This window comes from Nodosilinea sp. E11 (assembly GCF_032813545.1).
Taxonomy (GTDB): Bacteria; Cyanobacteriota; Cyanobacteriia; order Phormidesmidales; family Phormidesmidaceae; genus Nodosilinea.
This window is the reverse complement of sequence record NZ_CP136520.1, coordinates 2,447,058-2,470,830: the sequence shown is the minus strand read 5'-3', so window position 1 is coordinate 2,470,830 and position 23,773 is coordinate 2,447,058. Positions and strand designations below refer to the sequence as shown.

Sequence of the window (23,773 nt, the reverse complement as noted above, 5' to 3'; positions counted from 1 at the left end):
TCTTAGTCTGTGCGCATCTACCCGTACGCCCATCTACCCATCCACTTATCACGACACTTCTTGCAACGACCAAGGCAGTAAAGGCCGCACCTCGTCGCTGGGGGGATAGTGGGCCAGGTCGGCTTCCATGAGGTGGTGGGTGCGATCGCACAGCACCATTTCCTCCAGAGAATCCCAGTGGAGGCGCTGAAAGAAGCGGACATTTTGCTCTTGCACGGTGGCGAGAAAGCGATCGCAGCCCCAGGTATTGGCCGTAGTCACGGCTTTATGAATCAGCCCTTTGCCGATGCGGCCCACCCGGCGGTAGTCGGGGTGTACCCCGAGCCGCCCACCGTACCAGAGTCGGGACGATTTTTCGTAGATGCGCACCACGCCCACCACGCGGTTTCCTGGGGATGCCTCATGATCCAGAGCAACAATGGGATAGGCGACGCCATCTAGGTTGTCGGCATCGTCGTGGTCAAATAGCCCCTGCTCTTCGCAAAAAATCGCCTGACGCAGCGCAAAGTAGCCTTCCAGATCTTGGGGAGTTTTAGCCAGTTCAAAGCTATAGCGATGGAGTGCCATGGTTGTGATGTCGAATGAATGCCGGTCAGCGAAATCCTCTCCTGGGAGGGGTAGGGGTGGGTCAACCCTCAAACGTAGACAGGGCCGAGCAGGCACCGCACTTGGCGCAGCCTGCCTTCATATCCGCCGAGGCCATACCCGACTGCTTGAGCAGTGCCCCCACTCGCTGGTAGAGGGCAAACATAAACTCGCTGCTGGGAGCAGGATGGTGAGCCAACGGCGTTTCGCCGATGGGCACAAAGGGCACCACGAAGGGGTAGACACCGATCTGGATCAGGCGATCGCTCGCTTCCACCAGGGTTTCTAGACTGTCGCCCAGGCCTGCCAGCAGGTAGGTGCTCACCTGGCCCCAGCCAAACACCTGCACCGCCGCCTCAAAAGCTTGGTAATAGACCGTCAGCGGCACCTCTGCCTTGCCGGGCATAATTTTGGCTCGTACCTCAGGGTCTACCGCCTCCAGGTGCATGCCCAGGCTGTCGATGCCCGCTGCCTTCATCCGCCCAAACCAGGCAAAGTCGTCCGGCGGTTCACACTGGGCTTGAATAGGCAGGTTGGGTACCCGCTGGCGAATGGCGGCAGCGCATTCGGTCAGGTAGGCCGCACCGCGATCGCTCGTATTTGGCGTGCCCGTGGTCATAATCATGTTCGTCACCCCGTCGAGCCGCACGGCGGCTTCCGCGACTTCCGCCAGTTGCTGAGGCGTCTTGCGGGCAATGGTGCGCCCGGCGTCGAGGGATTTCTCAATGGCGCAAAACTGGCAGGCGGTGGCCGGGTCGCGGTAGCGCATGCAGGTCTGCTGCACCGTGGTGGCCAGCACGTCGCGCCCGTGCAGCAGAGCAATCTTTGAGTAGGGAATGCCGTCGGTGGTGGTCAGGCTATAAAACTGGGGCGCATTGGGCAGGTCGATAGGGGCGATCGCCTCCCCTGAGGCTTCTAGATGCAGCGGGCTAGCCGCCGTAGCCCTGATGGTATAAGGAGAGCGGGCGGCGCTGTCAGTGTAGACCGGCACCATGACGGTGGTGCCGTCGATGGTGATGGCGCGGTGGTCAGAGGGGCCTGCGCCGCCCCGCCTGCCCGCCGCACCGGGGGGCGAATCTACCACTTGTAGCCCGTGGGATTGTAGCTCTGTAATCAGCCGTTGCTTGTTCATGGCCTACTGTGCGATACCCAATAAAAACCTGCATCGATCTGTGCCACCCCTGCGAGTGACCAATGTGTCTAAAGACCCCTGGGTTCTTATGCGTTGATCAAAGGCCAGACCTGCCGTTTGACCTCAGAACCCAGGGGTCTGGCCCGCTGCCTTACCCGGCGGGAAGCTCTGCTTCGTTGGGGGATGGGGTAATGGACTCTGCATCAGCAAAAGCAGCCTGGGCCGCCCCATTAGCCAAAGGAGAAACCGCTTTGGCGGCGGACGTTTCTACCACCGACCAGGGTTCGGCATTTACCTTTAGGCGCAGCAGGTCGGGGCGGGCGTAGTGGCCCACCGAGTCCATCATCCGCTTGCGCTTGGTAATGAGTGAGAAGTCCAGGTCTGCGATCGCCAACCCCTCCCCCTCGGTAATTGGCTCGCTCAGCGGCACCCCTTCCGGGCTGATGATGGCGGTGTAGCACCCCCCCGACAGCACCCGATGGAGGTTTTCGTCAGGCGTAATTTGCTGCTTTTGCTCTGGGGTTAGCCAGCCCGTGGCGTTGACCACAAAGCAGCCCGACTCTAGGGCGTGGTGACGCATGGTAACCTCCATCTGGTCGCCAAAAATCTGCCCCACCATCGAACCTGGGAACTGGCCGCAGTGGATCTGCTCGTGCTGAGTCATCAGAGCATAGCGGGCCAGAGGGTTGTAATGTTCCCAACAGGCCAGAGCACCCACGCGCCCCGCTGCCGTTTCCACCACCTTCAGCCCTGCTCCATCTCCCTGGCCCCACACCATGCGCTCGTGGTAGGTGGGGGTGATTTTGCGCCGCTTCAGCACTAGGCTGCCGTCGGCGTCAAACACCAGCTGGGTGTTGTAGAGCGAACCACCATCGCGCTCGTTCACCCCCAGCACTACTACCATGCCGTAGGAACGCGCTGCCCGACTTACCGCATCAGTCACCGGCCCTGGCACCGCCACCGCTTCCTCGTAGAGCCGCATGTGCTCTTTGCCCATAAGTACGGGCGGCTGCACAAAGGAGAAATAAGGGTAGTAGGGAATGAATGTCTCGGGAAAGACAATCAGCTGCACACCAGATTGAGCGGCTTCGGCGATGGTTTCTAGCACCTTCTCGGTGGTGCCGTCGCCGCTAAACAGCACAGGGCTGATCTGGGCAGCGGCGGCGCGAATGGTTTTGGTGTAGTCCATGGGCGTTGGTGGTGGGAGAAGAGTTGTGCGATGGGCACGGACGGTGCTATCCCACAGGTTGGTGACTGGTGGCTGGGGTGAATGGTGGGCACTGCCCACCCTACGGGTCTCCCCTCTCCCAGGGGGAGAGGGGCTGAGGGTGAGGGGTCTACATCGTCCAGGTGTCGAGGATGAAGGCCCCTTCTTTGCGGTGCATGAGCACAATATCGAGCACGTCGAGGGGGTTGATGGGCCGAATGCCGGGGATGAGAGAAGGCTCACCGTGGCCATAGAGCGCCTGAAGGGCAAAGCGGCAGGCGTAAATCTTGCAGCCCATTTCCAGCAGCTTGACAACCTGGTTATTCATCGCCAGGTGCCCAGGAAAGGCTTCGTCGTTGAGCTTGGGAAAACCGCGCTGCACGCCTAGGGTGACGCCGGGGCCATAGAGCAGCACCGAGGTTTCAAAGCCCTTGCGGATCAGGCGGGTAGCTTGCAGCAGGTTCACCAAACCGATAGACCCTTCAAAGGCCACAGTGTGGAAGGTGACGAGGGCTTTCTCGCCTGGCTCGGCCTGCACATCAGGAAACACTTTTTCTTCGTAATCAACCAGAAAATCCCCAGCCTGATGGGCTGGTGTAGTTACTTCAGGCATAAAATTTAGCTCCTCGCAAAATTGCTGGCAGCGCTGCATATCCGGCTGCATGTTTCAGCACCTTAGGGGCGATTTCAGCTGGTTCTCGTATCAGTGACTACAAACCTTGGAGTACTGCTCTAATCAACAGGGGCAGGGGCAAGAGGAATGCGATTAACCTCGCTTGATTGTGACCACCCCTATCACTTTCGATAGGGGTAGAGCTTAGATTTACCTGGATCGAGGCTATAGAAATGCAGTAAAGGTGCGTTGGTGCAGCCTCTCCGAAGGAGAATTGCATTCCCCTTCCCTGCCACTAACGCTAGATCAAGACTTTCGGTAGCCGAGGTTACAAGCATCCTCTGGGCAAGGGCCTAGGGTACAAAAACAAGGCAATGGAAAGCGTTTCTTCCAGACTTGCCATCAAGAATCCGCATTCCAAAACGTAAAACTGGGTATCAGCTATGGCTATGCACTATGGCGTAATTGTGATCGGCGGTGGCCAGGCGGGGCTGTCGATCAGCTACTGTCTGAGTCGCCTAGGCATCGACCACATCGTGTTTGAGCAACATCAGATCGCCCACTCCTGGCGCACCAAACGGTGGGATTCGTTCTGTTTGGTCACCCCCAACTGGCAGTGCCAGCTCCCCGGTTTTCCCTACCCTGACGATGACCCTGAGGGGTTCATGGGCCGCGATGCCATTGTGGAATACATTGAGCGCTACGCCAGTCACTTTAATCCGCCAATCAAAACCGGGGTTCAGGTGCAGCGGGTGAGAGGGCAAGCAGGGAGCGGGTTTGAGGTGCTGACCATCGAGGGCACTTTTACTGCCGACCAGGTGGTAGTGGCTACGGGCGGCTACCATACGCCAAAAATTCCCCGATTGGCCGAGCGGCTGGCCCCCGACGTGGTGCAGATTCATTCTGCTGAATACCGCAATCCAGAATTGTTACCGCCTGGTGCTGTGCTCGTGGTGGGCACGGGGCAGTCGGGCTGCCAAATTGCCGAAGATCTTCACCTGGCGGGGCGAAAGGTGCATTTGTGCGTGGGGGGTGCGCCGCGATCGCCCCGCCGCTACCGGGGCAAAGATGTGGTCGAATGGCTTGACCAGATGGGCTACTACGACCTGGCGATCGACGACCACCCGCAAAAAGACACCGTTCGCCACAAAACCAACCACTACGTCACCGGGCGTGGCGGCGGGCGCGAAATTGACCTGCGCCACTTTGCCCTTCAGGGCATGGGGCTACACGGGCGGCTGATGGATATCCAGGGCACTCAGCTAGCGTTTAGCAATGACCTAAAAGAAAATCTCGACAAAGCCGACGCTGTGGCCGAAAGCATTAAGCGCACCATCGACACCTACATCGAGAAAAACAACATCGATGCGCCTATCGACCCGCCCTACCGTCCCGTGTGGGAGCCGGAGATCGCTGAGACCGGTATTGATTACCGAGCAGCCAACATTACTGCGGTGATTTGGTGTATCGGCTATGGCCTCGACTTTAGCTGGATTCATCTGCCTGTATTCGATGGTCAGGGCTACCCTGGCCACCGCCGGGGCGTCACTACCGTACCGGGGCTGTATTTCCTCGGTCTGCCCTGGCTCTACACCTGGGGGTCGGCCCGGTTCTCAGGCATTGCCCGCGACGCCGAGTATTTAGCTGAGCAGGTGGCTACCCGAGCTAGGGGCAGTTATCCCAGGGCACCACAGACCGTCAATGAAGTGGCGATCGGGTCTTAGAAAATCTTTGGAGTGGTGCGTTTTCATTATCAGTACGCTAAAGCAGACTTTTGCTATGAGCCAGGGAGTTGACTGCTTGGCGGCTGTGGCCGCTACGAGCTTTTCGCTTGGGGGTTTCGGTTGTCGAGCCACCGCTGCAGCGAGGTTTGACTTTCTCCCGAAGGTTGCCCCAGTAAAATATTCTTCAAGCTGATGTCTTCATCCAATTCTGGCCAGTGAATGCCTGCTTGACCACCGGTTAATCGCCAGTTGTCTCGTTCTGCCGAGGTGCCATGGAGTAGTCGAGGATACCAAGCCAGCGGTACGGCGATAACGCGCCCATCAGACAGCTCGACTGTAAGCAGGTCGGCAGAAATAGAAACCTGCTGAATTTCGGGGATATTGAGGATTTCAACCATTGAAGAAGTCATGCCAAGCCTCCAATAACTGCTGCTGATTGTCCTCGGTCAACCTCTGAAGACGGTTGATCTCGTTAGACGAAAACCCCTTGTTGAACTGGAGTCTGACTGGAGTCAGCCAAAACTTGGCTTCACTGCTGTCACGCTCAATATGAACATGGGCTGGCTCATCGCGATCGCCTGCGTAGCAGAAAAAACGGTAAGGGCCAACGCGAAGTAACGTGGGCATTATGGTCGAAATCCGCTCTCAGACCCTTCAATTGTAGGCTGGCATCGCCTGAAGCTGGATCAGGACTGACCCAGTTCCTTAGACCGCAGGTAGGCCGCCCGCACCGCCTGCATCAGGGCCGATCGCAGTCCCCCTGCCTCTAGCGCCCCAATGCCTGCAATCGTGGTGCCGCCGGGGCTGGTAACGCGGTCTTTGAGCACAGCCGGGTGCAGGTCGCCCTGGTGCAGCAGTTCGCCGGTGCCGCGCACGGTGGCGATCGCCAGTTCCAGGGCGATCGCCCTGGGTAGCCCCACCGCTACCCCGCCATCGGCCAGGGCCTCTACCACCAGGGCCAGATAGCCTGGTCCCGAGCCAGAGAGCGCTGTCACCGCGTCCATTTGATACTCGGGCACCTCCACTACGGTGCCCACGCTGCCAAAGATGGTGCGGGCCTGCGATCGCTGATCTTCACTTACCCCATCTGCCGCCGCCAGCGCCGTCACCCCGGCCCCCACCGTGGCAGGCGTGTTGGGCATCGCCCGCACCACAGCCCAGCCAGGAAATTCTTGCGCAAGTCGAGCTAGATCGACCCCCGCCAAAATCGACAGCAGCAGGGACGGTGGCTGACCGCTAGGGTGCTGCAACGGCCCGGCTACGGTGGCCAGCATTTGGGGCTTGATCGCCAATAAAACGGTCTCAGCACCGTCGATCACGGCCTGGTTCTCAGCGGTGGTCTGCACGCCGTAGGTGTGGTGCAAAACCTCGCGCCGGGCCGCTTGGGGATCGCTCACCAGAACATTGTCAGGGGCAAAAACGCCCTGATCAAGAAGGCGGGCGATGAGAGCTTCTCCCATCATCCCGCCACCGATAACCCCAAATTTTTCGTTAGACATAACCATCCTCACCGACGTCTCAACCGTTTGCGATCGCTAGTGAAGACAATAACCTAAGGTAGCCCCCGGTACTAGACCAGGGGCAGTGATAGTCGCGGATTAGCAAGCGTGAACAGCGCCTAGGCCATGCGAACCATAGGCTCTGCGCCCCAGGTGGGTGCAGGGGGCATTTGGCCAGCCATGGGCATACCCTGGGACTGACCCATAAAGACTTCTTCTTCGTACTCGGTGGGGGTGCTCACCTGTACGCAGTTGGGGGTAAACAGGAAGATGCTCTCGCCAATGCGCTCTTGGTGCCCGTCGATAGCATAGGTGCCGCCCGCCACGAAGTCGACGGCGCGTTGAGCCTGGTCGGGGTCCATGATGGTGAGATTGAGAACGACCGACTTGCGCTCGCGCAGGGCCTGAATGGCTTGGGGCATCTCTTCGAAGGAGCGAGGCTCCATCACCACCACTTCGGAGGTGCCGTTCATGGCACCAGGCATACCAATTACGTTGCTGGCCATCGGGGTCATTCCTGCATCAGTGGGCATCATACGTTCGCGACGGGGACGAGCTCGCCGCACTTCTTCGGGCTGGGGCTGCACAATGGGCTGGGTATTCTCTTCCTGGTAGAGGTTTTGGTACTCCTCTCCATCCATTTCTTCGTATTCGTAGTCATAGTCTGCTGGGTCGTTTAGGCCGACGAAGTCCCGCAGTTTAGAAAACATGTTGCTCACAACTTACACTCCACGATGACTATCACTCAGGTGGGCCAACCCCTAGCTGTTAACTAGTTGGGGGGCTATATGATTCCGGTTATCCGAGGGCCATGATAGCGCCAAATTTCCATTTGCAACGGCTGTTGTGAAAATTAATCGGGCTAGCTTGGGGAATGGGGTAACAAAGACCCTGCGGAAGGCTGCTGCTGGCCTAAACCTGAATTGCAAACCCAGTGGTCAAACGTCATCGAAATGAAGCGTTGCTCGCTGAGCTAAAGCAGGCCTAGGTGGCTGTGCCCTGTCAAGTTAGGGTTGAAGTCTGAAGATTACCACCAAAAAACTCCAGAGCCTTGCTTGGGCAGGACTTAAATATCCTGTAGACAGAATATTGAGTCAACAGTATACACGAAATCTAAAAATGGAAGGGTTGATTCACAATTAGTTAAAGAACCCTGAGAACGGTTTGATTCTATGGCTAAATATAAATTCTAGTTAAGGGATCGATCGGGGTTAACGGTGGGATTATTGTCTTACCCCCTTGACCAAGGCCACTGAGATTCTAGGTTTGAATTAGTAACCCCGGCGAGAAATGGCTCGATTCTGCCCTGGCTGGGGTTAAGGCGATAGGGGGCGCGGGCCAAACAGAGCGGTACCCAGCCGCACCATCGTCGATCCGCAGGCGATCGCCTCTCCATAGTCTCCAGACATCCCCAGGGAAAGCTGATCAATGTGCAAGCGATGAAAGCCGCTCTGGTTGATGGTGGTAGCCAAAGCCTTGGCCCCTGTAAACGCCTCGCGCACTACGGCTGGCTCGGCTCCCTGGGGAGGAATGGTCATCAGGCCGCGAATGTTGAGGTGGGCCAACTGGTCAAATTGGGGTAAGAGAGGCGTGAGGGCGGTGGCATCGAGGCCGTATTTTGGCGGGTCGGGCACCAGTTTTACTTGGAGACAGCACTGGGGGACTTTCTCCACCTCCATAGCGGCTTGATCGAGACGTTCGGCTAGCTTCAGGCTGTCAACGGAGTGAATCCAGTCAAAATGCTCAACGGCCTTGCGGGCTTTGTTGGTTTGCAAGTGGCCAATCAGGTGCCAGGTAATGTCGGGTAGGTCGCTGAGTTCGGTCTGTTTGGCGATCGCCTCCTGCACCCGACTTTCGCCAAAGTGTCTCACCCCCCGTTCGTAGGCCGCTCGAATGGTCTCTACTGGCAGAAACTTGGTTACTGCAATCAACGTTACCGTGGGGGGAATGCCCTGACGAATAGCGTCAAATTGCTCTGGCAGGGCGCTGGGGGCAGCGGTCATTGAAAGGTTTGCTTATAGGTGTGCTGGAGGCGATCATAGTCGGCCTGCTGGCCAGCCCGCCGCAAAATCCGCAGGCGGCTTTCGAGCAGCAGGCGGGCGTTGCTGCGACCGAGGGGCTGAAACTCCAACCCCTCCGTGGGGGAGTTGGTTACCAGAAAAAACAGCCGCTGGGCATATAGCGTTGCAAACAGCTCTTGCCCGTCGTCCACCATGCATACTCTGAAGAGCAGGCCAAAATTGGGATGATTGAGATAGGTTTCTGTGCTCATTCAGGTAGGGAAAAGGGTGCGTCGTACGACAGGATAATAGTTACGTCCGTTCAATTCGCCACATGCATTCTAGATCCTGCTGGGTAATCTTCATGCATTCAGCCGGTTAGATGCATTGAATTGCGCCTAATTGCCTGGCTAGCCCAAGCCCAGGGCTAGCAGCTGCGCCTGGGCTTTTTGTAAGGACTCTTGCCATTCTCGCTGAGGGTCGCTGTCGGCGACGATGCCTGCTCCCACCTGCCCCCACACCGTAGATCTGGCCGATGCTGGTTCAGTATGCCCAACCAACAGGGTGCGGATCAAAATGTTCAAATCTAGCTGGCCGCGCCGGTCAAGGTAGCCACAGGAGCCGTAGAACAGGCTGCGGCGCACTGGCTCTAGGGCTTCGATGATTTCCATGCAGCGCACCTTGGGGCAGCCGGTAATCGTGCCGCCGGGAAACGTGGCACGGATCAGGTCGATGGCGGAGCGATCGCCCCTCAGCTCTCCCACCACATTGCTCACTAGGTGCATGACGTGGCTGTAGTACTCCACAGTCAGCAGTTCATCGACTTGCACCGTACCCCACTGACACACCCGGCCCAGGTCGTTGCGCTCTAGGTCTACCAGCATGATGTGCTCTGCCCGCTCCTTAGGGTTGCTCAGCAGGGTTTGGGCCAACTCGGCGTCTTGCTGGGGAGTTGCTCCCCGAGGGCGTGTACCGGCGATGGGGCGGGTCTGGGCGATGCGCTTCTCATCGGGTTCGCCTGGCCCGTTCTGGAGCTGAACGAGCCGTTCTGGCGAGCAGCTAATCACGTCGCCCCAGGGGGTGCGCCAATAGCAAGCAAAGGGAGAGGGGTTAATGCCCTGCAAGTTGCGGTACAGGGTCCAACTATGGGCCGTAGTTTCCGTCGAGAACCGGAGGGAAAGATTGACCTGAAAGACATCCCCCGCTTCAATGTGCTGCTTGGCCCGTAGCACCGCCTGCTGGTACTCTGCCGCTGCCATCCCCAGGGTCACAGAGCGGGGATCGCCCGCCAGTTCTACCATTGGCGGTTTTTTATCCGGAGGCAGACTGAGCTGGTGCGCCATGGCATCTAGCTCTTCTGGAGACGGTGCCGCCAGCCACAGCCGCTGGGCTTGGTGGTCGAGCACGGCAAAGGTCGCGGGCTGATACCACAGCGCCACCGGAAAGGGTAGGGGATCGTCCTTGAGGGTGGGTAGGCGCTCAATTTCCCAGGCGAGGTCGTAGCCCAGCCAGCCCAGCCAGCCGCCGGTAAAGGGCAGTGTTTGCTCGGCGGCAGCGGCTTCTTCGCCTAAGAGCGCGATCTGTTGGCCCCCGGCTAACCGTTCGGCCAGCATGGGCAAAATATGGCCCACCCCCGGTGTCCACACCTGGGGAAGCCCCCCTACCGACTGGGGCGGCCCGGCGCAGATCGAGTAGCGTCCGTGAGGGCTCCAGGGGGGGGCAGGGCGAGAGGGAGCCATGGCAGAACTAGGGCAAGGGCTCTCTAGCAGGGCCACTAGATTAGCTAGGCTAGGGGGCTGCTGCAAGCGATCGCCGTAGAGGGCTTGAAAGATATCGCTACCGGTGCGGTGCTTGAGCGGTTGCGATCGCACCCACCAGTTCAAATCTCGCCTCCCCAGACCCACCGCGCCCACCAAAACACGGCTAATAGCCCCAAGGCAAACCAATCCCACGATCGCAGCACCATTTGGTACCAGCGCACCCGGTGCTCGTTGGGGCTGGTAAAGCCCCGCACCTCCATGGCGGCGGCGATCTGCTCTGCCCGCAATAGCAAATTTTGCAGCAGCCGCTCAACCACGGCCAGCCACACCTGGGCCGAGCCCCGCAGCCCCAACTTCTTCCAGTTGATGGCGCGGGTCTGCACCGATCGCACCAGGTTCTGTACCTCCTCCAGCACCAGCGGAATAAACCGCAGCGATAGGGTGACCGTCAGGGCAATCTCGGTCACGGGCAGGCGAAACCACCGCAGTGGGGCCATCAGCGCTTCTAGGGACACCGTAATTTCTTCAGGGGCGGTGGTGAGCAGGTAGAGGTTAGTGCCGTAGATCAGGGTAAACAGCAGCGTGCCAATGCGAATGCCCAGCTCCATCGATCGCCGGGTCACGGTGATTGGCCCCCAGTCGAGCACCACGTAGCGGTATGACGTGGGTTGAGGCAGTTCTGGTAGCACCTCTGGCGGATCCTCTAAGGTCGCCATGTCGGCGGGAGTGGGCAGCCGAGGCGTATGGGCGATCTGAAGCCCGTCGGGCATGACGAAGGTAAGCAGCATAACGATGCCGCTCAGCACCACCAGCCAGCCCATCTGCTGCCGCCACACCCGAAAGGGAATGCCTCCCACCAGCGTCAGCAGCACCAGCAGCGCCACCAGGCCAAATCGCCAATAGGCATTGGCCAGAATGGGCGTGACCAAAATGCTCATCAGCCAGGCCATCTTGACCCTGGGATCAATCCGGTGCAGCCAGGTGATGGGCTGTTCTAAGTAGAGGCCAATCGGGAGCGATCGCAGAAGATCCATTTATATCGGCTAAGGACGACTAAATGTGGAGTGGGCTCAGACTTTCGTGGCCCGGTTGGGGTTGTTGCGCTCTAGGTCACGCATGGCCTTGCCCCGCCAGAAAATACGAATGGGAGTGCCCTCAAAGCCCAGGTTTTCGCGGAACTGCCGCTCTACGTAGCGGCGGTAGTTGTCCTTTAGCAGGTGGGGATCATTCACAAATAGCGTAAACGATGGGGGCCGTACCGTTACCTGAGTGCCGTAGTAAATGCGGCCTTGACGACCCTGGCGGGTAGTGGGTGGCGTGTGCCACTTGACCGCATCTTCGAGCACTTCGTTGACCACTGAGGTGCTCACCCGGCGACGGTGCTGCTCCACAGCATGATCGACTAATTCTAAAATTTTGGGTACTCGCTGCCCCGTCTTGGCGCTAACGAAGATACGTTTGGCCCAGTCGAGAAAATTGAGTCGGGCTGAGATCTGATGATCAAAGTCGTAGATGGTGTGGCTATCTTTTTCTACGGCATCCCACTTGTTGACGACAATCACGCAGGCGCGACCGTCTTCTTCGATGCGACCCGCCAGCTTTTGGTCTTGCTCAGTGACGCCGTCGAGGGCGTCGATCACCAGCAGCACCACGTCGGCCCGGCGGATCGCCTTAAAGGCGCGGTTGATGCCAAAGAACTCTGGCCCATACTCGACGCTTTTCTTCTTGCGAATGCCGGCGGTGTCAATCAGGCGGTAGGTTTTGTCGCCGTGCTGCACCTGCATGTCGATCGCATCGCGGGTGGTGCCCGAGATCGGGCTGACTATGGCGCGAGTTTCACCCACAAAGGCGTTGAGCAGGCTCGATTTGCCCACGTTAGGTCGCCCCACAATGGCGACTTTGATTTCTTCTTCGGCCACTTCTTCGACGGTTTCGGGCAGAAATTCGACCAGGGCATCGAGCATTTCCCCAGTGCCGTTGCCGTGAATGCCGGAGACAGCGTAGGGTTCGCCCAGGCCTAGCTCCCAGAACTGGGCTGCCTGCACCAGGCCGTGGTCTAACGATTCGCACTTGTTGACGGCCAGCAGCACCGGCACCGACTGCTGCCGTAGCCAGGAGGCAATTTCGCGATCGGATTCGGTGGGGCCAGTTTTGCCATCGACCACGAATACGGCGGCGCTAGCTTCGCTCAGCGCCAGCTGGGCCTGTTCGCGAATGTAGGGCAAAAACTCGGTGTCGTCGTCAAATACTAGGCCGCCGGTATCGACCACCAGATAGTCGCGATCGCGCCAAAAGGCGGGCTGGTAGGTGCGATCGCGGGTCACCCCTGGCTGGTCGTAGACAATTGCGTCTTGAGCCCCGGCCAGGCGGTTCACTAGGGTAGATTTGCCCACATTTGGGCGTCCGATAACCGCAACAATAGGCAGGGGCATGACTTGGGCCTTTAGGCAGATGAATGGTCTACGAAATCAAGCGACTACACAGCGCTAGCCGCTTAGATTGTCCCATGAGATATCTTCTCAATCTTTCCATTGTAGTCAACGGCCAGCCAGCTGTGCTGAGTTCTTGTCTGAAGCTGCGCTATTAATCACGCTTAGCCCTGACATTTCAGCGGCGGCCAACGCTGCTGAGGCTAAAACCGGCGAGCGGTGTGGCTCTCGGGGTCGAATTCGTAGCGATCGCTAAAATTGGTTACCCCATAGAGATTAAACGACACCGTAGGTTCGTCGCCCAGGGGTTCGACACTGTGAATAGCATTGGCGGTCAGGGCCACGACATCGCCGGGGTTGAGAATTACCTCTTCGACGAGCTCAAGGCGATCGGGCTGATTTGGTGCGGGTGCCCGCCGCCAGAGGCGGTTGCGCTCTTGGCCACCTACCAGAGCCACTATGGCCCAGGTGCCATGGTTGTGAATGCTAGATTTGCGCTCGGGCAACCAACTCACCATCTGGATGGTGATGGGAAACTCGTGTTCGCGGTAGAGAAAGTTAACGCTCCAGCCCATGGCCGGGTCGGGGTTGTGGTACTCCATTTGCAGCCAATAGGAGCTCACCAGCAGTTTGCGCACCAGAGGGGTGATCGCTTCTAAACGGCTGATGTCGTCATGAAAAATATCGAGAATATCTTCCAGCTCAGTCAAAAACCGGTATAGACGGTAGTAACGCCCTGGCTCTGGGGTGTCCGAATCGCCGAAGGAGCGACGGGTGCCATCGTCGGTGATGAGCCAGTTGTGGTTTGCCATCGTTACTCAACGCGGAGGCGGCGAGTTTCTACCACCATGCCGTCTTCGCGAATGACCACTGTAGAGACCCAGCGATTGTCGGCTTCTGCTGGGGCAGTGCCTCGCTTATAAAGACCGCCAGAGCTCAGAATGTCGAACACTACCGGGCGGGGCTCAAAAAAATCTACGGCGGTGACCCCTTCTTCTACGGCTACCCCCATGAGCGATCGCCCTGCCAGCGGCTCTAAGACAATGGTGTCGAAGCTGTAGGATTGCCCTGGCGATACGGTTTGGGGCAGACGCACTTGCAACGTTGGCGGATTGTTGCCTGCCACCATGCGGCTAGTTTCGCTCAAGGTGGCTTGGTGGACGATCTGACCTGCCTCCAGGCGCTGGCGGGAGGTGATGTCGGCGCTAAGGGTGAGCACCCGTTCGGCTTGGGTTTGCTGGCCGGTGACGGTGGTGCGGGTTTCAACGGTGTAGGTGCCGGGGCCAGTGGCCTCCCAGCTCAAAAGTTCAATGTCGTAGGCTATGTCGGGATACTGCTGCCAAAGGGTTTCGAGGGTTTGGCGCAGCTGCCCATAGTCAAAGCCGGTATCGCTGGTGAAGGACTCGCTATAAAAGGCCATCACCCCGTCGAGGTTGCGATCGCTAGCGGCGGCCTCTAATTCACTGAGCAGGCTCTGCACCTCAGCCGGGGCCGCTTGGGCTAGGTCTAAAGCCACATTTAGGGAATAGGATTGAGCCGGCTCCGGGTAGGCTGTGGCCATCAATCCTAGGGTTGCTAGAGCGGCCATGCCTCGTCCCCAATGCTTTGCTGAAGCTCTTACCACGCCGCACTACCCCCGCCAGAAATACTCCGTCTACCTTATATCAATTGCCAGGGAGTTGGTATAGTTAGAGGCGTTTTCAGCGTCGAGGGTGTTCCGTTGCCCCAAGCATCTACCCCAGCAGCATCTGCTTCATCGCCCCGGCTGCTGGTGGCCGCCAGCGGCACGGGTGGTCACCTGTTCCCGGCGATCGCCACCGCCGAAGCCCTGCGTCACGAGGGCTTCACCATCGAATGGCTAGGAGTGCCCGATCGCCTCGAAACTACTCTAGTACCCGATCACTGGCCCCTGCATACCGTACGCATGGCTGGGTTTCAAGGTCGACCTGGGCTGGCTACGCTCAAGACGCTGGGCCAGTTTGGCCAGGCTACAGTGCAGGTGCGCCGTCTGCTCAAGCAGGGTAAGTTTGACGGCGTGTTTACCACGGGAGGCTACATTGCCGCCCCGGCTATTATTGCGGCGCGATCGCTCGGGTTGCCCGCAGTGCTGCACGAATCCAACGCTCTGCCGGGTAAAGTTACCCGCTGGCTGAGCCCTTGGTGTACCGTCGTAGCCCTGGGGTTTGAGGCCGCCCGCTCATACCTGCCCAAAGCTGAAACTGTGGTGGTGGGTACCCCGGTTCGAGATGACTTTCTCACCCCTGAGCCGCTAGCCTTAGATGATCCTGCGGTACCCGATGGGGTGCCCCTAATTGTGGTGGTGGGTGGCAGCCAAGGGGCTGTGGCGGTAAATCAACTGGTGCGGGCTGCGGCCCCTGCCTGGATTAATGCCGGTGCTTGGATAGTGCACCAAACCGGCAGCAGCGATCCTGATGCCGACAGTTACCAGCACCCTCACTATATTCACCGCCCGTTCTTTAGCTCTATGGCTGCCCTGATGAACCGGGCCACTCTGGCCATTGGCCGCGCTGGGGCCGGTACCCTCACCGAGTTGGCAATCTCTCGCACCCCGGCGGTGCTGATTCCCTATCCCTACGCGGCAGAAGACCATCAGACCGTGAATGCTGCGGTGTTTACCGATGCCGCTGCGGCCTTAACGCTGCCCCAAGGCAAAACATCGGCCGCTCAGCTCCAGGCTTTGGTGTTAGACCTTCTGGCCCAGCCTCAGCGGTTGACGGCTATGGCCACCGCTGCCGGTAGTCTTGCCGCCGCCGATAGCGCAACGAAACTGGCCAATTTGATTCAGCAAGTGGTGCTAAATCGGTAAAACGAGTCTGGAAGGTGGCCTTGATGGTCAATTGGTTGCCACGCCGTCTCGGTTGGTTACGGCCTGGTGGTCAGTCAGTTATTGCGACATCGCCGCCGACTGGGGCTGCGATTTAGTCTGAGTTGCCAGCGGTTGCAGGTGAAACCCAACTACCTGTTGCCCACGGCAGTAGAAACCGAGTTTAGGTCGTACTTCAAAGGCGGGGGACTTGCCCTGCTGTGCTTCGGCTTCGGTGTAGAGCCAGTAGCCCCGAGGCCCGGCCACTAGCTGCACGGGAGTCTCTTTGGTGCGCGAAATCAAAACATGGGTTGGCGTAAATGTCATTGCAGATGTCATTGCAGTCTCCTTGGGTGCAACTGCCCCTGAGTGAGTAGTAACTCTATGTAACGCCCTCTCAGAAAAAGTCGCGAGTCGGAGGGCCGAATATGGCCGGGGAGGATCTCCCCCTCCCTCCCAAGAGACCCCTGAAAACTTAGCCTCTCAAGGTGCCCAACGGTGCCCTGCGAACACCACCAAACCTGAAGAACGTACTAAATTGTTAAACATAGGTTACAAAACGTTATCTGTCCTGGGTCGTACCCCGTTTTCAGGTAGCTTTCTTTTATGAAAGAGTTCCACGCCAGCCAAACCCTATGCCTGCGGGTGCCTAACGAGGCCATTCCGATTGAGCACTACCTGCGGCAGCCTCAGCGTCTCGTGCAAGCGATTACCGATCCTCGCCGCATTGAGGTGTTGGGCGAAGGGGTCTATCGGCTGAGCCTGCGACCGCTGCAATTTTTTGGCATTAGCATTGAGCCCACCGCCGACTTGCAGGTGCGATCGCACTCTGACGGCACTTTGACTCTGGAGTCGGTAGGCTGCCAGGTCAAGGGGCCTGACTATCTGAGTTTTGTCAACGACTCTTTTGGGATGGCGCTGAAGGGCACCCTCACGCCCCACCGCGAAACCACCTACACAGAATTGCGGGGTTGGGCCGATCTGCGTATTCAGCTAGAACTGCCGCCCCCAATTAGCTTTATGCCGACTTCGGTGCTCGATCGCACGGGCAAAACCTTTCTCAGCGGCATCTTGACCACCATCAAATATCGCATTGAGCGCCAGCTCATCGAAGACTATCGCGCCTGGGTAGCCGCCAACCAAGCTCAACTCCAGGTCAGCGCTCCCAGCGCCCTGCATGGTCGTACGGTGCAGGGGTAGATGGGGCTAGGTGGCGGGGGAGGTTTGTCAGCAGGCGGTAGACGGGGGCTGAGGCAACCGGGTGACCTGAATGCGATCGCCCACCATGAGGCCAAAGGTCGCCTGGGCGCTGCCCTGGTTGATGGCTATCTCAACAAAACCGTGGCTGCCCACCAGTGCTAGGGCTGTCCCTGGGGCCACCGCGCCATAGGTTGTGGTTCCCGACAGTGTTGTGGTTCCCACCGTGAGTGACCAGGGGCCAGAGTCTACGGCGCTGGCCGGAATGGTCGTCGCCGCATTGCCAAAGCGATCGATATACTGCACCGCACCCTCCCAGCCCCCAGCTAGGGCCACAGGCGCTGGCCTAGGCAACTGCACCAGAGACTGAGCATCGATTGTTGGCCCTAGCTGAGTGAGGGCAACGCCGTTGGCTAGGTGCGCCGCCACCGGGGCAAAAATGTCTCGACCGTGGAAGGTGGCACTGGGGTGGGCACCGCGCCAGTAGTCAGCATGGGTTAGCTCTACGGCCTCCACCCGGTCATCATTGGGCCAAACGCCGCTGAGCACGCCATTGTCTGGCCCCACCAAAAAGCCTCGGGAGGTCTGCACGGCGATCGCGCGACGGCGGGTACCTACCCCCGGATCGACCACCACTAGATACACCGTGCCCGTGGGTAGGTACGGGTAGGCGCTGAGCAGCGTGAACCGCGCAGCGACCAGATCTTGGGGAGGAATAGCGTGGGTAAGGTCGATCAGCGGGGCGGTGGGGCATAGGGTCACAATGACACCCTTCATAATGCCGACGTAGGCGTCTTGGGTGCCGAAGTCAGTGATCAGGGCAATGGGCATGGGCGAAAGGCAATGGGCTGGAGAACAGAGAGATAGGGCCGGCCTAGTCAACGCCTAGAGGTCAGCGCGGTAGTCGCCCGATTTGCCGCCGGTTTTCTTCAGTAGGCGAATACCGCGAATTTCGATCGATTTTTCGAGCCCCTTGGCCATGTCGTAGAGGGTGAGTGCAGCTACGCTAGCAGCGGTTAGGGCCTCCATTTCCACCCCGGTTTCGGCCTTGATCTTAACGGTGGCCTGAATGGTGTAGCCGGGCAACGCTGCATCGGGAGTAATTTGCACCTCCACTTTCTGAATGGGCAGGGGGTGACAAAGGGGAATGAGGTGAGCCGTCTGTTTGGCTGCCATAATCCCTGCAATGCGGGCGGTGCCTAGCACGTCACCTTTAGGGGCGTCTCCGGCTTCAATGGTGGCTAGGGTTTGGGCCTGCATGACCACGGTGGCCACGGCAACAGCCTCGCGCACAGTCTGGGGTTTGGCGGCAACATCGACCATGTGAGCTTGGCCCTGGGCATCAAGGTGGGTGAGGGCTGTCGCTGGCGAAGATTTTTCAGTCATTATTTTTTGGTGATTGGGGGTTTAAAGTGTGCAGAAGAGTATGCTAATATCAAAAGCCTGCACAGGGGCGTGTAGCTCAGTGGACTAGAGCACGTGGCTACGGACCACGGTGTCGGGGGTTCGAATCCCTCCTCGCCCGTTTTAAGTGAATACATCCCCGAACTACGGGGCATTAGGAACAAGGCTTTGGGCTTAAGACTCAATCTTGTTCCTAATTTTTTGGCTTTACCCTAGGTAGGCTGTTGTAGCTGTAGCCAGTTTGGTTGAGACATTTCCCCTAAGAACGTTCAAACGTTCTTGAGGTTTCTGGACGTCCTAACCCAGGTGACTATGGCTATAGCTCGACTGGTTGGGGCGAGGTGACCTAGGGGGTTATGCTGCCGGAGCGTTGAGCCGCTAGGTCTGTGGCGTATACATCTTGGCCGTGGCCTAGGGCAAACCGCAGGGAGTGGGCTAAGTCTTTGCTGTTGGCTGTGGCAAAAACTACAAGCCCTACTAGGGTCATGACTCCCGAGAGACCAAAGATGCCTCGGTAGCCCAGCTGATCGGCAATGGTGCCAAAGACTGGGCCAGCCAGGGCAATGCCCACATCAAAGCCCACCATCGCTAGGCCAAAGGTACGGCCCCGATCGCTCGCCGTAGAGCGATCGCCCATCAGGGCCGCAATCATCGGAATTAACGTGCCGCCGGCAAACCCTTGAATGAACCCCGCCAGCAAAAACATCGGCGCGCTGCGGGCCAGCCAAAACATGCCCATCGCCAGGCTATAGACCAGCAGGCTAGCAGTGATGAATCGCCCCCGCCCATAGCGATCGCTGGCCCGCCCCGCCACTAACCGCGACATAAAGCTGGCCAGCGCTGAGGCGGTGTAGATCAGGCCTACATTTAAGGCTAATCCCGCCTCACGCACATACAGCGGTACAAAAGTGCTGAGGGTGCCAAAGGCCAACCCCACCAGCAGCAAAATAATTGCCGGAGTGCGGACTCGCCCGCTCCACAGCTGTCCCCAAAATGCCGGTACCCCAGCCCCGTCGGTAGCGTTGCGGGGCTGATAGGGTTCGTGCAGTCGCGCCACCAGGCCCAAGCCCACCAGGCCCAGCAGGCCCATCGCCAAAAACGCTGTCGTGAACCCGGTCGCCTCGTAGAGAAAGCCGCCCAGAGCCGGGCCGAGGGCCAAACTAATGGGGTTGACCAGAGTCATATAGCCAATCAGTTCGCCCCGATTGGCGGGTGGGGCCAAGTCGAGCACCAAGGCACTATAGGCCACCACAAAGGCCGCAATGCTCAGCCCGTGAAAGGCACGAATGCCCATCATCGCCAAAATGGAGGTGTCTAAACTGAAGGTGTACCCGGCTATCGAGAGGGGCACAATCGCGCGGGGCAAGAACTGCACCAGCAGGTAGCCAAAGGGGGCGATCGCGATCGCAGTCAAGCCCACCATCAGCACCACTTTGCGGCCTCGCTCATCGGCCAACCGCGACAGGTAGGGCCGCGCCACCAGCAGACCAATGGCAAACGACGCCATCACAATACCGATCTGTTGGCCACTACCCCCCAGGGTTTCGATAAATAGCGGTAGGGTGGGCAACAGCCCCGCCAGCCCGGCCCAAAAGCAGAGCCCCGCCGCAAACAACACCGTCAGATTGTTGCGCACCGCCGGGCTAAAGGTTGAGAAAATAGTCAAAACGGTCGTTCTCCCCGTAGAGTGCTGGCTGCATCAGGGCACTAGCGCCGTCGTAAGTAACGCTATCCCACTCCTTAATGTAAACAAATGTTGCAGGTGTCGGCCATGGAGCGTACCGCTACCGTTGACCCCACGGGTCGCTACCGCTACTGCCTGGAGCGACGCTGGAGTCATGCCTCCACCCTGGCTATCATCATGCTCAATCCTAGCTGGGCCGACAGTGCTCTAGACGACCCTACCCTGCGCCGCTGCCTGGGGTTTGCCCAGGGCTGGGGGTCTGGGGCGATCGCCGTGGTCAATCTGTTTGCCTACCGCAGTTGTCATCCTGCCGTGCTGAGCCAGGTTGACGACCCCATTGGCCCTGAGAACGACAGAGTTCTCGCTGAGGTAGCCGACCGAGCTGACTCCATTTTGTTGGCCTGGGGCAATGGCGGCAGATGGCTAGGGCGCGATCGCACCGTCCTGTCTCTCCTCACTCCCCACCAGGCCAAATGCTACTGCCTAGGGCGCAACCTCACGGGCCAACCCCGGCATCCTCTCTACGCCCCTAGTGCTACTCCCCTGCAGCACTGGAGTTGACCCCTCACCCTAGGCTTCGGTCCTCTACTCTGGCCGCCCCGGCTCCTGGTAGACCCCGTAGGCGGCCATAATGCCTAACCCAAACCCAAACAAATGTCCCCACCAGGCCACCATGGGCTGGGTGGGAAACATGCCGAAAATAAAGTAGCTGTAGTTGATCAGCACAAACATCGAAATCAGCAGCGGCACTACCCGCCGCTCTAGCCAACCAATGCACAGCAAATAGCCAAACAGGGTATACACCACCCCACTCAGCCCGTGGACGCTAGTGGGGCCAAGCAGCCAGGCCACTACCCCTCCGCCCAGCCAACCAATCAGCAGGGTAATCCAATAGTCGCGGCGGCTTTTGGCCAAAATCAGCCAGCTAAAGATCAAAAAACCGATGGTGTTGCCAATCAGGTGGGCAAACCCAGAGTGGGAAATCGCCGATAGAAAAATACCGGGGATGCCCTCTAGGCTGCGGGGATGTAACGGCAGGTTCCAGCGACCACCAAAAAACACCTGATCGACAATTTCTTGCCCCCAGGGAATCGCCACTAGGTAGATCGGCAGCAGCGCATTGGCCTTTAGCCGTTCTAGCCACCCCTGGGTGGGCGCTGCCTTAGATGCCTGATAGTGAGAAGCCTGAGGGCGAGAAGCCTGAGAAGGAGCCGCAGGTTCGTTCAGTTCTGCTTCTAGCCGATTCAGCCGGGCTTGCAGTTCGGAGTCGTCCAAAGCGTTTGCCTGTGTGGAGTTGAGACTATAGCTAGGTTAGCTTTTTCGCCCCGCTTCTGCCCAGCACAACTCAACGGCCTAGCGGCAACGCTCGACTGACTAGGGGGAAAGCAGAGTCTTTGGGGGCTAGTCTGAGTAGCCATTGACTCTCATCGATCACTAACGGGCCATGCTGGGATCGAACCAGCGACCGACCGCTTAGAAGGCGGTTGCTCTATCCGCTGAGCTAATGGCCCTAACCATCACCACTTTATTTTAGAGGGTGCCGGTTGTTCTCAGGGCAGACTAGGACGAATAGAATGTTGAAAAAACAGCGGCAGAGTGATGCTAGCGCAGTCGAGGTCGCTAAAATAAGTCTCTTGACATAAGATTGCACAGTCTGTGAGGGTTTGCCAGGCTTTATCACATCGCTACTACGCAGTACTAAGGGTGCGGTTTACCGTTGCAGCCGCCGCCTACTGCAGGTATTCACCTCAGCTAGGAGTCAGCAGGCCATAACATGTTTATCCTTAAGCGGCAGGATGTTGACATCAAAACGATGCACCATCCACAAAAAGATCAACAGATTCCGATCTTGTCTTACCAAGGGCAAACCTTTCGGCTGCTGAGCGTATTTAGTGCCGCGCAAGAAGACGATGCCAGAGCCCTGTGGCGCGATCTGACGGACAACCGAGGTAAGGCCTGCGTATTACTTGAAGAACCTGAGCGCTTTAGTATTTGGGGCAAGATTCGCCTGGATCAGTTTGATCACGACGCTGGGCCTGACACGGGCACGCCGCCAGCGGGGGCGACGTTCATTAAGGCCTGCCTGCTGATGTTGCAGGTGCTGTATATGGATGTAGAAGATTTGCTAGGCAATAAGCAGGCCCGGCAGTTTGAAGACGATGTGAGTAAGGTGTTTGCGGCCTGGAAGTTTCCCCAGTCTGCGACTCCTGATGCGGTGAGAGCCCTGCTGACCGTCGATCCGCTGGCGATGCCCCAACTGCCGCCCTGGCAAGACCACCATTTGCATCGCCTGCTCGAAGAATTGCACCGCATTGCCAAAGATTACTTCGGCAATGCTAATTTTGCCGATCGCGCTCTGGAAGCGGTAGAAGACCTCACGGTGGCCGAGCAAAGCCAGTTTAAGCGCTGGTTGCAGCAGTCGCCCTCGGGTAAGATTTGGGTTTAATTCAGGTGTGGAGCCATTGAAGGCAGGCCTGACTGCTTGGGAAACAGACGGTGCGGTTAAGGAGTTTAAGAAATATTGCTCCCCATGCCTAATTCCCATGATTCTTTAGGGTGGTCGGCCCAAGCGACTGGGGAATCGGTACAATTCAGGCGTTGCGCTGGGTGCACCGCTAGGGCGGGCGATCGCTGCGATGGTTCTTTCCCCGGAGTTAGACCAGCTCCCGAGGGCCACCGCGTCACCACATTGACAGTTGCGCCGTTGAGTTCCTTTAGGAGTGAACTATTGAGCAAGTCATCGACATCGGCCTCTACCCGTGACCCATCTACCCCGCTGTTGGTGGGAGCCTGCATCGCCTGGGGTGTGGTTACGCTGCTGTTTTTCCTGCTGTTTACGGCACCTGGAGAAGATGGTGCCCAACCCGGCTGGTTTTTAGTTGGCATTAACCTGCTAGAAATTGGGGCATTTTTCTTGGCCTCGGTGTTGTGCTTTCGAAACTGGCGCAGTACCCAAATCGTCAGCGGCCGCAACGTCTGGTTCTGGATTGGCCTGGGCTTGCTGTTCTATGCCATGGGCACGGTGCTGTTCTTTATTTGGGGTACAGTTTGGGGGCTTGACCCGGCGGTGTCGCTGGGCGATTTTTTCTACATTTTTAGCTATGTCTTTTTGGCCGCTGGCATGTTTAAGGCCGTGCTGCCCAGGCGATTAAACCTGGAGGTGCCTCAGTGGCTGATGGTGGTTGGCATTGGTTTGGGGGGAGTACTGCTGGCTATTTTCGTCAACTTAGCCGCCGCTGAAGCTACCGTTGGGCCTTTGGAGTCAGGTCCACCGATCTATCAGGTTGCTCAGGCTGCTACCGAGGAGGAGGTTGCGGTGCCCGAGATTGAAGCCGCAGCACCGATCGAGGCCACGAGTTCAGCGCCAGGCTGGGTCTTGCAGCTAGACGGCATGCTGGAACCAATGGTGGACGTCGTCGGTCTACTCTACTTGATTGGTGACATTGTGCTGCTGGTAATTGCGGGTACGCTGCTGGTGGCTTTTTGGGGCGGGCGTTACTCACAGTCGTGGAAGCTGATTGCGATCGCCGCCTTTTGTCTCTACATTGCCGATATGTTTTTTGCCTATGCTGTCAATACCGACACCTACATCGAAGGCAGCCTCTGGGAAGTCTTTTGGACGTTTTCGGCAGTCTTTTTTGGCCTTGGGGCGGTGGTCGAACATGCCGTTTCGGTGAATTCTCGCCGCAGCACCCGACGACGACGAGGTTAAGGC

27 protein-coding genes and 2 tRNA genes are annotated in these 23,773 nt (G+C 58.3%); 7 read left to right on the top strand and 22 right to left on the bottom strand.

All coding sequences use genetic code 11. The features are described from left to right. Positions 1-48 precede the first annotated feature (48 nt). From RRF56_RS13280 to RRF56_RS13265, 4 genes are all read right to left on the bottom strand, one after another. Positions 49-567: an MSMEG_0567/Sll0786 family nitrogen starvation N-acetyltransferase gene (locus RRF56_RS13280; protein ID WP_317038119.1), complete on the bottom strand. Its 519-nt coding sequence runs from the start codon at positions 565-567 to the stop codon at positions 49-51. A 61-nt stretch (positions 568-628) separates the two neighbouring features. Beyond that, positions 629-1,717: an MSMEG_0568 family radical SAM protein gene (locus RRF56_RS13275; RefSeq protein ID WP_317038118.1), complete on the bottom strand. Its 1,089-nt coding sequence runs from the start codon at positions 1,715-1,717 to the stop codon at positions 629-631. A gap of 151 nt (positions 1,718-1,868) precedes the next feature. Further along, complete coding sequence (locus RRF56_RS13270) at positions 1,869-2,906, bottom strand: Nit6803 family nitrilase (protein WP_317038117.1); 1,038 nt, start codon at positions 2,904-2,906, stop codon at positions 1,869-1,871. A 148-nt stretch (positions 2,907-3,054) separates the two neighbouring features. Continuing rightward, positions 3,055-3,537, bottom strand: a complete 483-nt coding sequence (locus RRF56_RS13265; RefSeq protein ID WP_317038116.1) for an MSMEG_0572/Sll0783 family nitrogen starvation response protein — start codon at positions 3,535-3,537, stop codon at positions 3,055-3,057. Between the two features lie 443 nt (positions 3,538-3,980). Here RRF56_RS13265 and RRF56_RS13260 point away from each other — a divergent pair, with 443 nt between their 5' ends. Next, a complete protein-coding gene (locus RRF56_RS13260; protein WP_317038115.1) occupies positions 3,981-5,261 on the top strand; it encodes an MSMEG_0569 family flavin-dependent oxidoreductase in 1,281 nt (426 codons plus the stop codon). A gap of 92 nt (positions 5,262-5,353) precedes the next feature. Here RRF56_RS13260 and RRF56_RS13255 read toward each other — a convergent pair whose 3' ends face one another. The 11 genes from RRF56_RS13255 to RRF56_RS13205 all read right to left on the bottom strand — a co-directional run bounded on the left by RRF56_RS13255 (position 5,354) and on the right by RRF56_RS13205 (position 14,537). Next, on the bottom strand, positions 5,354-5,671 hold the full coding sequence (locus tag RRF56_RS13255; RefSeq protein ID WP_317038114.1) for a DUF2442 domain-containing protein: 318 nt from the start codon (positions 5,669-5,671) through the stop codon (positions 5,354-5,356). Beyond that, positions 5,652-5,888, bottom strand: coding sequence for a DUF4160 domain-containing protein (locus RRF56_RS13250; RefSeq protein ID WP_317038113.1), 237 nt, complete (start codon positions 5,886-5,888; stop codon positions 5,652-5,654). The genes RRF56_RS13255 and RRF56_RS13250 overlap by 20 nt, the downstream gene beginning before the upstream one ends. A gap of 59 nt (positions 5,889-5,947) precedes the next feature. Beyond that, the gene (proC, locus tag RRF56_RS13245; RefSeq protein WP_317038112.1) at positions 5,948-6,760 is read right to left on the bottom strand and encodes a pyrroline-5-carboxylate reductase; all 813 of its coding nucleotides are present in this window, start codon (positions 6,758-6,760) and stop codon (positions 5,948-5,950) included. Between the two features lie 119 nt (positions 6,761-6,879). Further along, positions 6,880-7,479 (bottom strand): cell division protein SepF, encoded by a 600-nt coding sequence (locus RRF56_RS13240; protein ID WP_410510564.1) that lies wholly within the window; start codon positions 7,477-7,479, stop codon positions 6,880-6,882. A 597-nt stretch (positions 7,480-8,076) separates the two neighbouring features. Then, positions 8,077-8,763 carry a YggS family pyridoxal phosphate-dependent enzyme gene (locus tag RRF56_RS13235; protein WP_317038111.1) on the bottom strand — a complete coding sequence of 229 codons (687 nt, stop codon included), beginning with the start codon at positions 8,761-8,763 and terminating at the stop codon, positions 8,077-8,079. Next, positions 8,760-9,032, bottom strand: a complete 273-nt coding sequence (gene pipX / locus RRF56_RS13230) for a transcriptional coactivator PipX (RefSeq protein WP_317038110.1) — start codon at positions 9,030-9,032, stop codon at positions 8,760-8,762. Before pipX ends, RRF56_RS13235 begins: the two co-directional genes overlap by 4 nt. Positions 9,033-9,170: 138 nt before the next feature. Then, the gene (locus RRF56_RS13225; RefSeq protein WP_410510606.1) at positions 9,171-10,673 is read right to left on the bottom strand and encodes an anthranilate synthase component I; all 1,503 of its coding nucleotides are present in this window, start codon (positions 10,671-10,673) and stop codon (positions 9,171-9,173) included. After that, a complete protein-coding gene (locus tag RRF56_RS13220; protein WP_317038108.1) occupies positions 10,640-11,554 on the bottom strand; it encodes an energy-coupling factor transporter transmembrane component T family protein in 915 nt (304 codons plus the stop codon). Before RRF56_RS13220 ends, RRF56_RS13225 begins: the two co-directional genes overlap by 34 nt. Positions 11,555-11,590: 36 nt before the next feature. Then, positions 11,591-12,952, bottom strand: a complete 1,362-nt coding sequence (gene der, locus RRF56_RS13215) for a ribosome biogenesis GTPase Der (protein WP_317038107.1) — start codon at positions 12,950-12,952, stop codon at positions 11,591-11,593. Positions 12,953-13,152: 200 nt separating this feature from the next. Further along, positions 13,153-13,761 (bottom strand): cupin, encoded by a 609-nt coding sequence (locus tag RRF56_RS13210; RefSeq protein WP_317038106.1) that lies wholly within the window; start codon positions 13,759-13,761, stop codon positions 13,153-13,155. Positions 13,762-13,763: 2 nt separating this feature from the next. After that, a complete protein-coding gene (locus tag RRF56_RS13205; RefSeq protein WP_317038105.1) occupies positions 13,764-14,537 on the bottom strand; it encodes a hypothetical protein in 774 nt (257 codons plus the stop codon). A 132-nt stretch (positions 14,538-14,669) separates the two neighbouring features. Between RRF56_RS13205 and murG the strand changes: the two genes are divergently transcribed. After that, positions 14,670-15,776: an undecaprenyldiphospho-muramoylpentapeptide beta-N-acetylglucosaminyltransferase gene (murG, locus tag RRF56_RS13200; RefSeq protein ID WP_317038104.1), complete on the top strand. Its 1,107-nt coding sequence runs from the start codon at positions 14,670-14,672 to the stop codon at positions 15,774-15,776. 78 nt (positions 15,777-15,854) lie between these two features. Here murG and RRF56_RS13195 read toward each other — a convergent pair whose 3' ends face one another. After that, positions 15,855-16,112, bottom strand: coding sequence for a hypothetical protein (locus RRF56_RS13195; protein ID WP_317038103.1), 258 nt, complete (start codon positions 16,110-16,112; stop codon positions 15,855-15,857). Positions 16,113-16,379: 267 nt separating this feature from the next. Here RRF56_RS13195 and RRF56_RS13190 point away from each other — a divergent pair, with 267 nt between their 5' ends. After that, positions 16,380-16,973, top strand: a complete 594-nt coding sequence (locus RRF56_RS13190) for a DUF1997 domain-containing protein (protein WP_317038102.1) — start codon at positions 16,380-16,382, stop codon at positions 16,971-16,973. A 27-nt stretch (positions 16,974-17,000) separates the two neighbouring features. Here the strand turns inward: RRF56_RS13190 and RRF56_RS13185 are convergent, their stop codons facing one another. Further along, a complete protein-coding gene (locus tag RRF56_RS13185) occupies positions 17,001-17,801 on the bottom strand; it encodes an SAM-dependent chlorinase/fluorinase (RefSeq protein WP_317038101.1) in 801 nt (266 codons plus the stop codon). 54 nt (positions 17,802-17,855) lie between these two features. Further along, positions 17,856-18,356, bottom strand: a complete 501-nt coding sequence (gene moaC / locus RRF56_RS13180; protein WP_317038100.1) for a cyclic pyranopterin monophosphate synthase MoaC — start codon at positions 18,354-18,356, stop codon at positions 17,856-17,858. A 65-nt stretch (positions 18,357-18,421) separates the two neighbouring features. On the opposite strand from moaC, the gene RRF56_RS13175 reads away from it, so the two are divergent. Then, positions 18,422-18,495: transfer RNA gene (locus RRF56_RS13175), tRNA-Arg, on the top strand. 225 nt (positions 18,496-18,720) lie between these two features. Here the strand turns inward: RRF56_RS13175 and RRF56_RS13170 are convergent. After that, entirely contained in the window at positions 18,721-20,040 is a 1,320-nt protein-coding gene (locus RRF56_RS13170) for an MFS transporter (RefSeq protein WP_317038099.1), read from the bottom strand. A gap of 105 nt (positions 20,041-20,145) precedes the next feature. On the opposite strand from RRF56_RS13170, the gene RRF56_RS13165 reads away from it, so the two are divergent. Continuing rightward, positions 20,146-20,619 carry a DUF1643 domain-containing protein gene (locus RRF56_RS13165; protein WP_317038098.1) on the top strand — a complete coding sequence of 158 codons (474 nt, stop codon included), beginning with the start codon at positions 20,146-20,148 and terminating at the stop codon, positions 20,617-20,619. Between the two features lie 24 nt (positions 20,620-20,643). Here the strand turns inward: RRF56_RS13165 and RRF56_RS13160 are convergent, their stop codons facing one another. Further along, on the bottom strand, positions 20,644-21,333 hold the full coding sequence (locus tag RRF56_RS13160) for a rhomboid family intramembrane serine protease (RefSeq protein WP_317038097.1): 690 nt from the start codon (positions 21,331-21,333) through the stop codon (positions 20,644-20,646). A gap of 163 nt (positions 21,334-21,496) precedes the next feature. Continuing rightward, positions 21,497-21,569 (bottom strand) — tRNA-Arg (locus RRF56_RS13155). Positions 21,570-21,832: 263 nt separating this feature from the next. Here RRF56_RS13155 and RRF56_RS13150 point away from each other — a divergent pair. Further along, positions 21,833-22,504 (top strand): Npun_F0813 family protein, encoded by a 672-nt coding sequence (locus RRF56_RS13150; protein WP_317038096.1) that lies wholly within the window; start codon positions 21,833-21,835, stop codon positions 22,502-22,504. Positions 22,505-22,569: 65 nt separating this feature from the next. On the opposite strand, the gene RRF56_RS13145 is transcribed toward RRF56_RS13150, so the two are convergent. After that, positions 22,570-22,854 carry a hypothetical protein gene (locus RRF56_RS13145; RefSeq protein ID WP_317038095.1) on the bottom strand — a complete coding sequence of 95 codons (285 nt, stop codon included), beginning with the start codon at positions 22,852-22,854 and terminating at the stop codon, positions 22,570-22,572. On the opposite strand from RRF56_RS13145, the gene RRF56_RS13140 reads away from it, so the two are divergent. Continuing rightward, positions 22,841-23,770: a hypothetical protein gene (locus tag RRF56_RS13140; protein WP_317038094.1), complete on the top strand. Its 930-nt coding sequence runs from the start codon at positions 22,841-22,843 to the stop codon at positions 23,768-23,770. The two genes, RRF56_RS13145 and RRF56_RS13140, sit on opposite strands and share 14 nt — an antisense overlap. Positions 23,771-23,773: the final 3 nt, after the last annotated feature.

Coding starts and splice junctions, on each gene's coding strand:
- RRF56_RS13220 (WP_317038108.1), bottom strand. CDS start 11,554: ATGGATCTTCTGCGATCGCTCCCGATTGGCCTCTACTTAGAACAGCCC.
- RRF56_RS13260 (WP_317038115.1), top strand. CDS start 3,981: ATGGCTATGCACTATGGCGTAATTGTGATCGGCGGTGGCCAGGCGGGG.
- RRF56_RS13210 (WP_317038106.1), bottom strand. CDS start 13,761: ATGGCAAACCACAACTGGCTCATCACCGACGATGGCACCCGTCGCTCC.
- RRF56_RS13190 (WP_317038102.1), top strand. CDS start 16,380: ATGAAAGAGTTCCACGCCAGCCAAACCCTATGCCTGCGGGTGCCTAAC.
- RRF56_RS13235 (WP_317038111.1), bottom strand. CDS start 8,763: ATGACCGCTGCCCCCAGCGCCCTGCCAGAGCAATTTGACGCTATTCGT.
- pipX (WP_317038110.1), bottom strand. CDS start 9,032: ATGAGCACAGAAACCTATCTCAATCATCCCAATTTTGGCCTGCTCTTC.
- RRF56_RS13185 (WP_317038101.1), bottom strand. CDS start 17,801: ATGCCCATTGCCCTGATCACTGACTTCGGCACCCAAGACGCCTACGTC.
- RRF56_RS13265 (WP_317038116.1), bottom strand. CDS start 3,537: ATGCCTGAAGTAACTACACCAGCCCATCAGGCTGGGGATTTTCTGGTT.
- RRF56_RS13165 (WP_317038098.1), top strand. CDS start 20,146: ATGGAGCGTACCGCTACCGTTGACCCCACGGGTCGCTACCGCTACTGC.
- RRF56_RS13150 (WP_317038096.1), top strand. CDS start 21,833: ATGTTTATCCTTAAGCGGCAGGATGTTGACATCAAAACGATGCACCAT.
- moaC (WP_317038100.1), bottom strand. CDS start 18,356: ATGACTGAAAAATCTTCGCCAGCGACAGCCCTCACCCACCTTGATGCC.
- RRF56_RS13275 (WP_317038118.1), bottom strand. CDS start 1,717: ATGAACAAGCAACGGCTGATTACAGAGCTACAATCCCACGGGCTACAA.
- der (WP_317038107.1), bottom strand. CDS start 12,952: ATGCCCCTGCCTATTGTTGCGGTTATCGGACGCCCAAATGTGGGCAAA.
- RRF56_RS13250 (WP_317038113.1), bottom strand. CDS start 5,888: ATGCCCACGTTACTTCGCGTTGGCCCTTACCGTTTTTTCTGCTACGCA.
- proC (WP_317038112.1), bottom strand. CDS start 6,760: ATGTCTAACGAAAAATTTGGGGTTATCGGTGGCGGGATGATGGGAGAA.
- RRF56_RS13255 (WP_317038114.1), bottom strand. CDS start 5,671: ATGACTTCTTCAATGGTTGAAATCCTCAATATCCCCGAAATTCAGCAG.
- RRF56_RS13280 (WP_317038119.1), bottom strand. CDS start 567: ATGGCACTCCATCGCTATAGCTTTGAACTGGCTAAAACTCCCCAAGAT.
- RRF56_RS13195 (WP_317038103.1), bottom strand. CDS start 16,112: ATGACATCTGCAATGACATTTACGCCAACCCATGTTTTGATTTCGCGC.
- RRF56_RS13205 (WP_317038105.1), bottom strand. CDS start 14,537: ATGGCCGCTCTAGCAACCCTAGGATTGATGGCCACAGCCTACCCGGAG.
- RRF56_RS13270 (WP_317038117.1), bottom strand. CDS start 2,906: ATGGACTACACCAAAACCATTCGCGCCGCCGCTGCCCAGATCAGCCCT.
- RRF56_RS13145 (WP_317038095.1), bottom strand. CDS start 22,854: ATGCAGGCTCCCACCAACAGCGGGGTAGATGGGTCACGGGTAGAGGCC.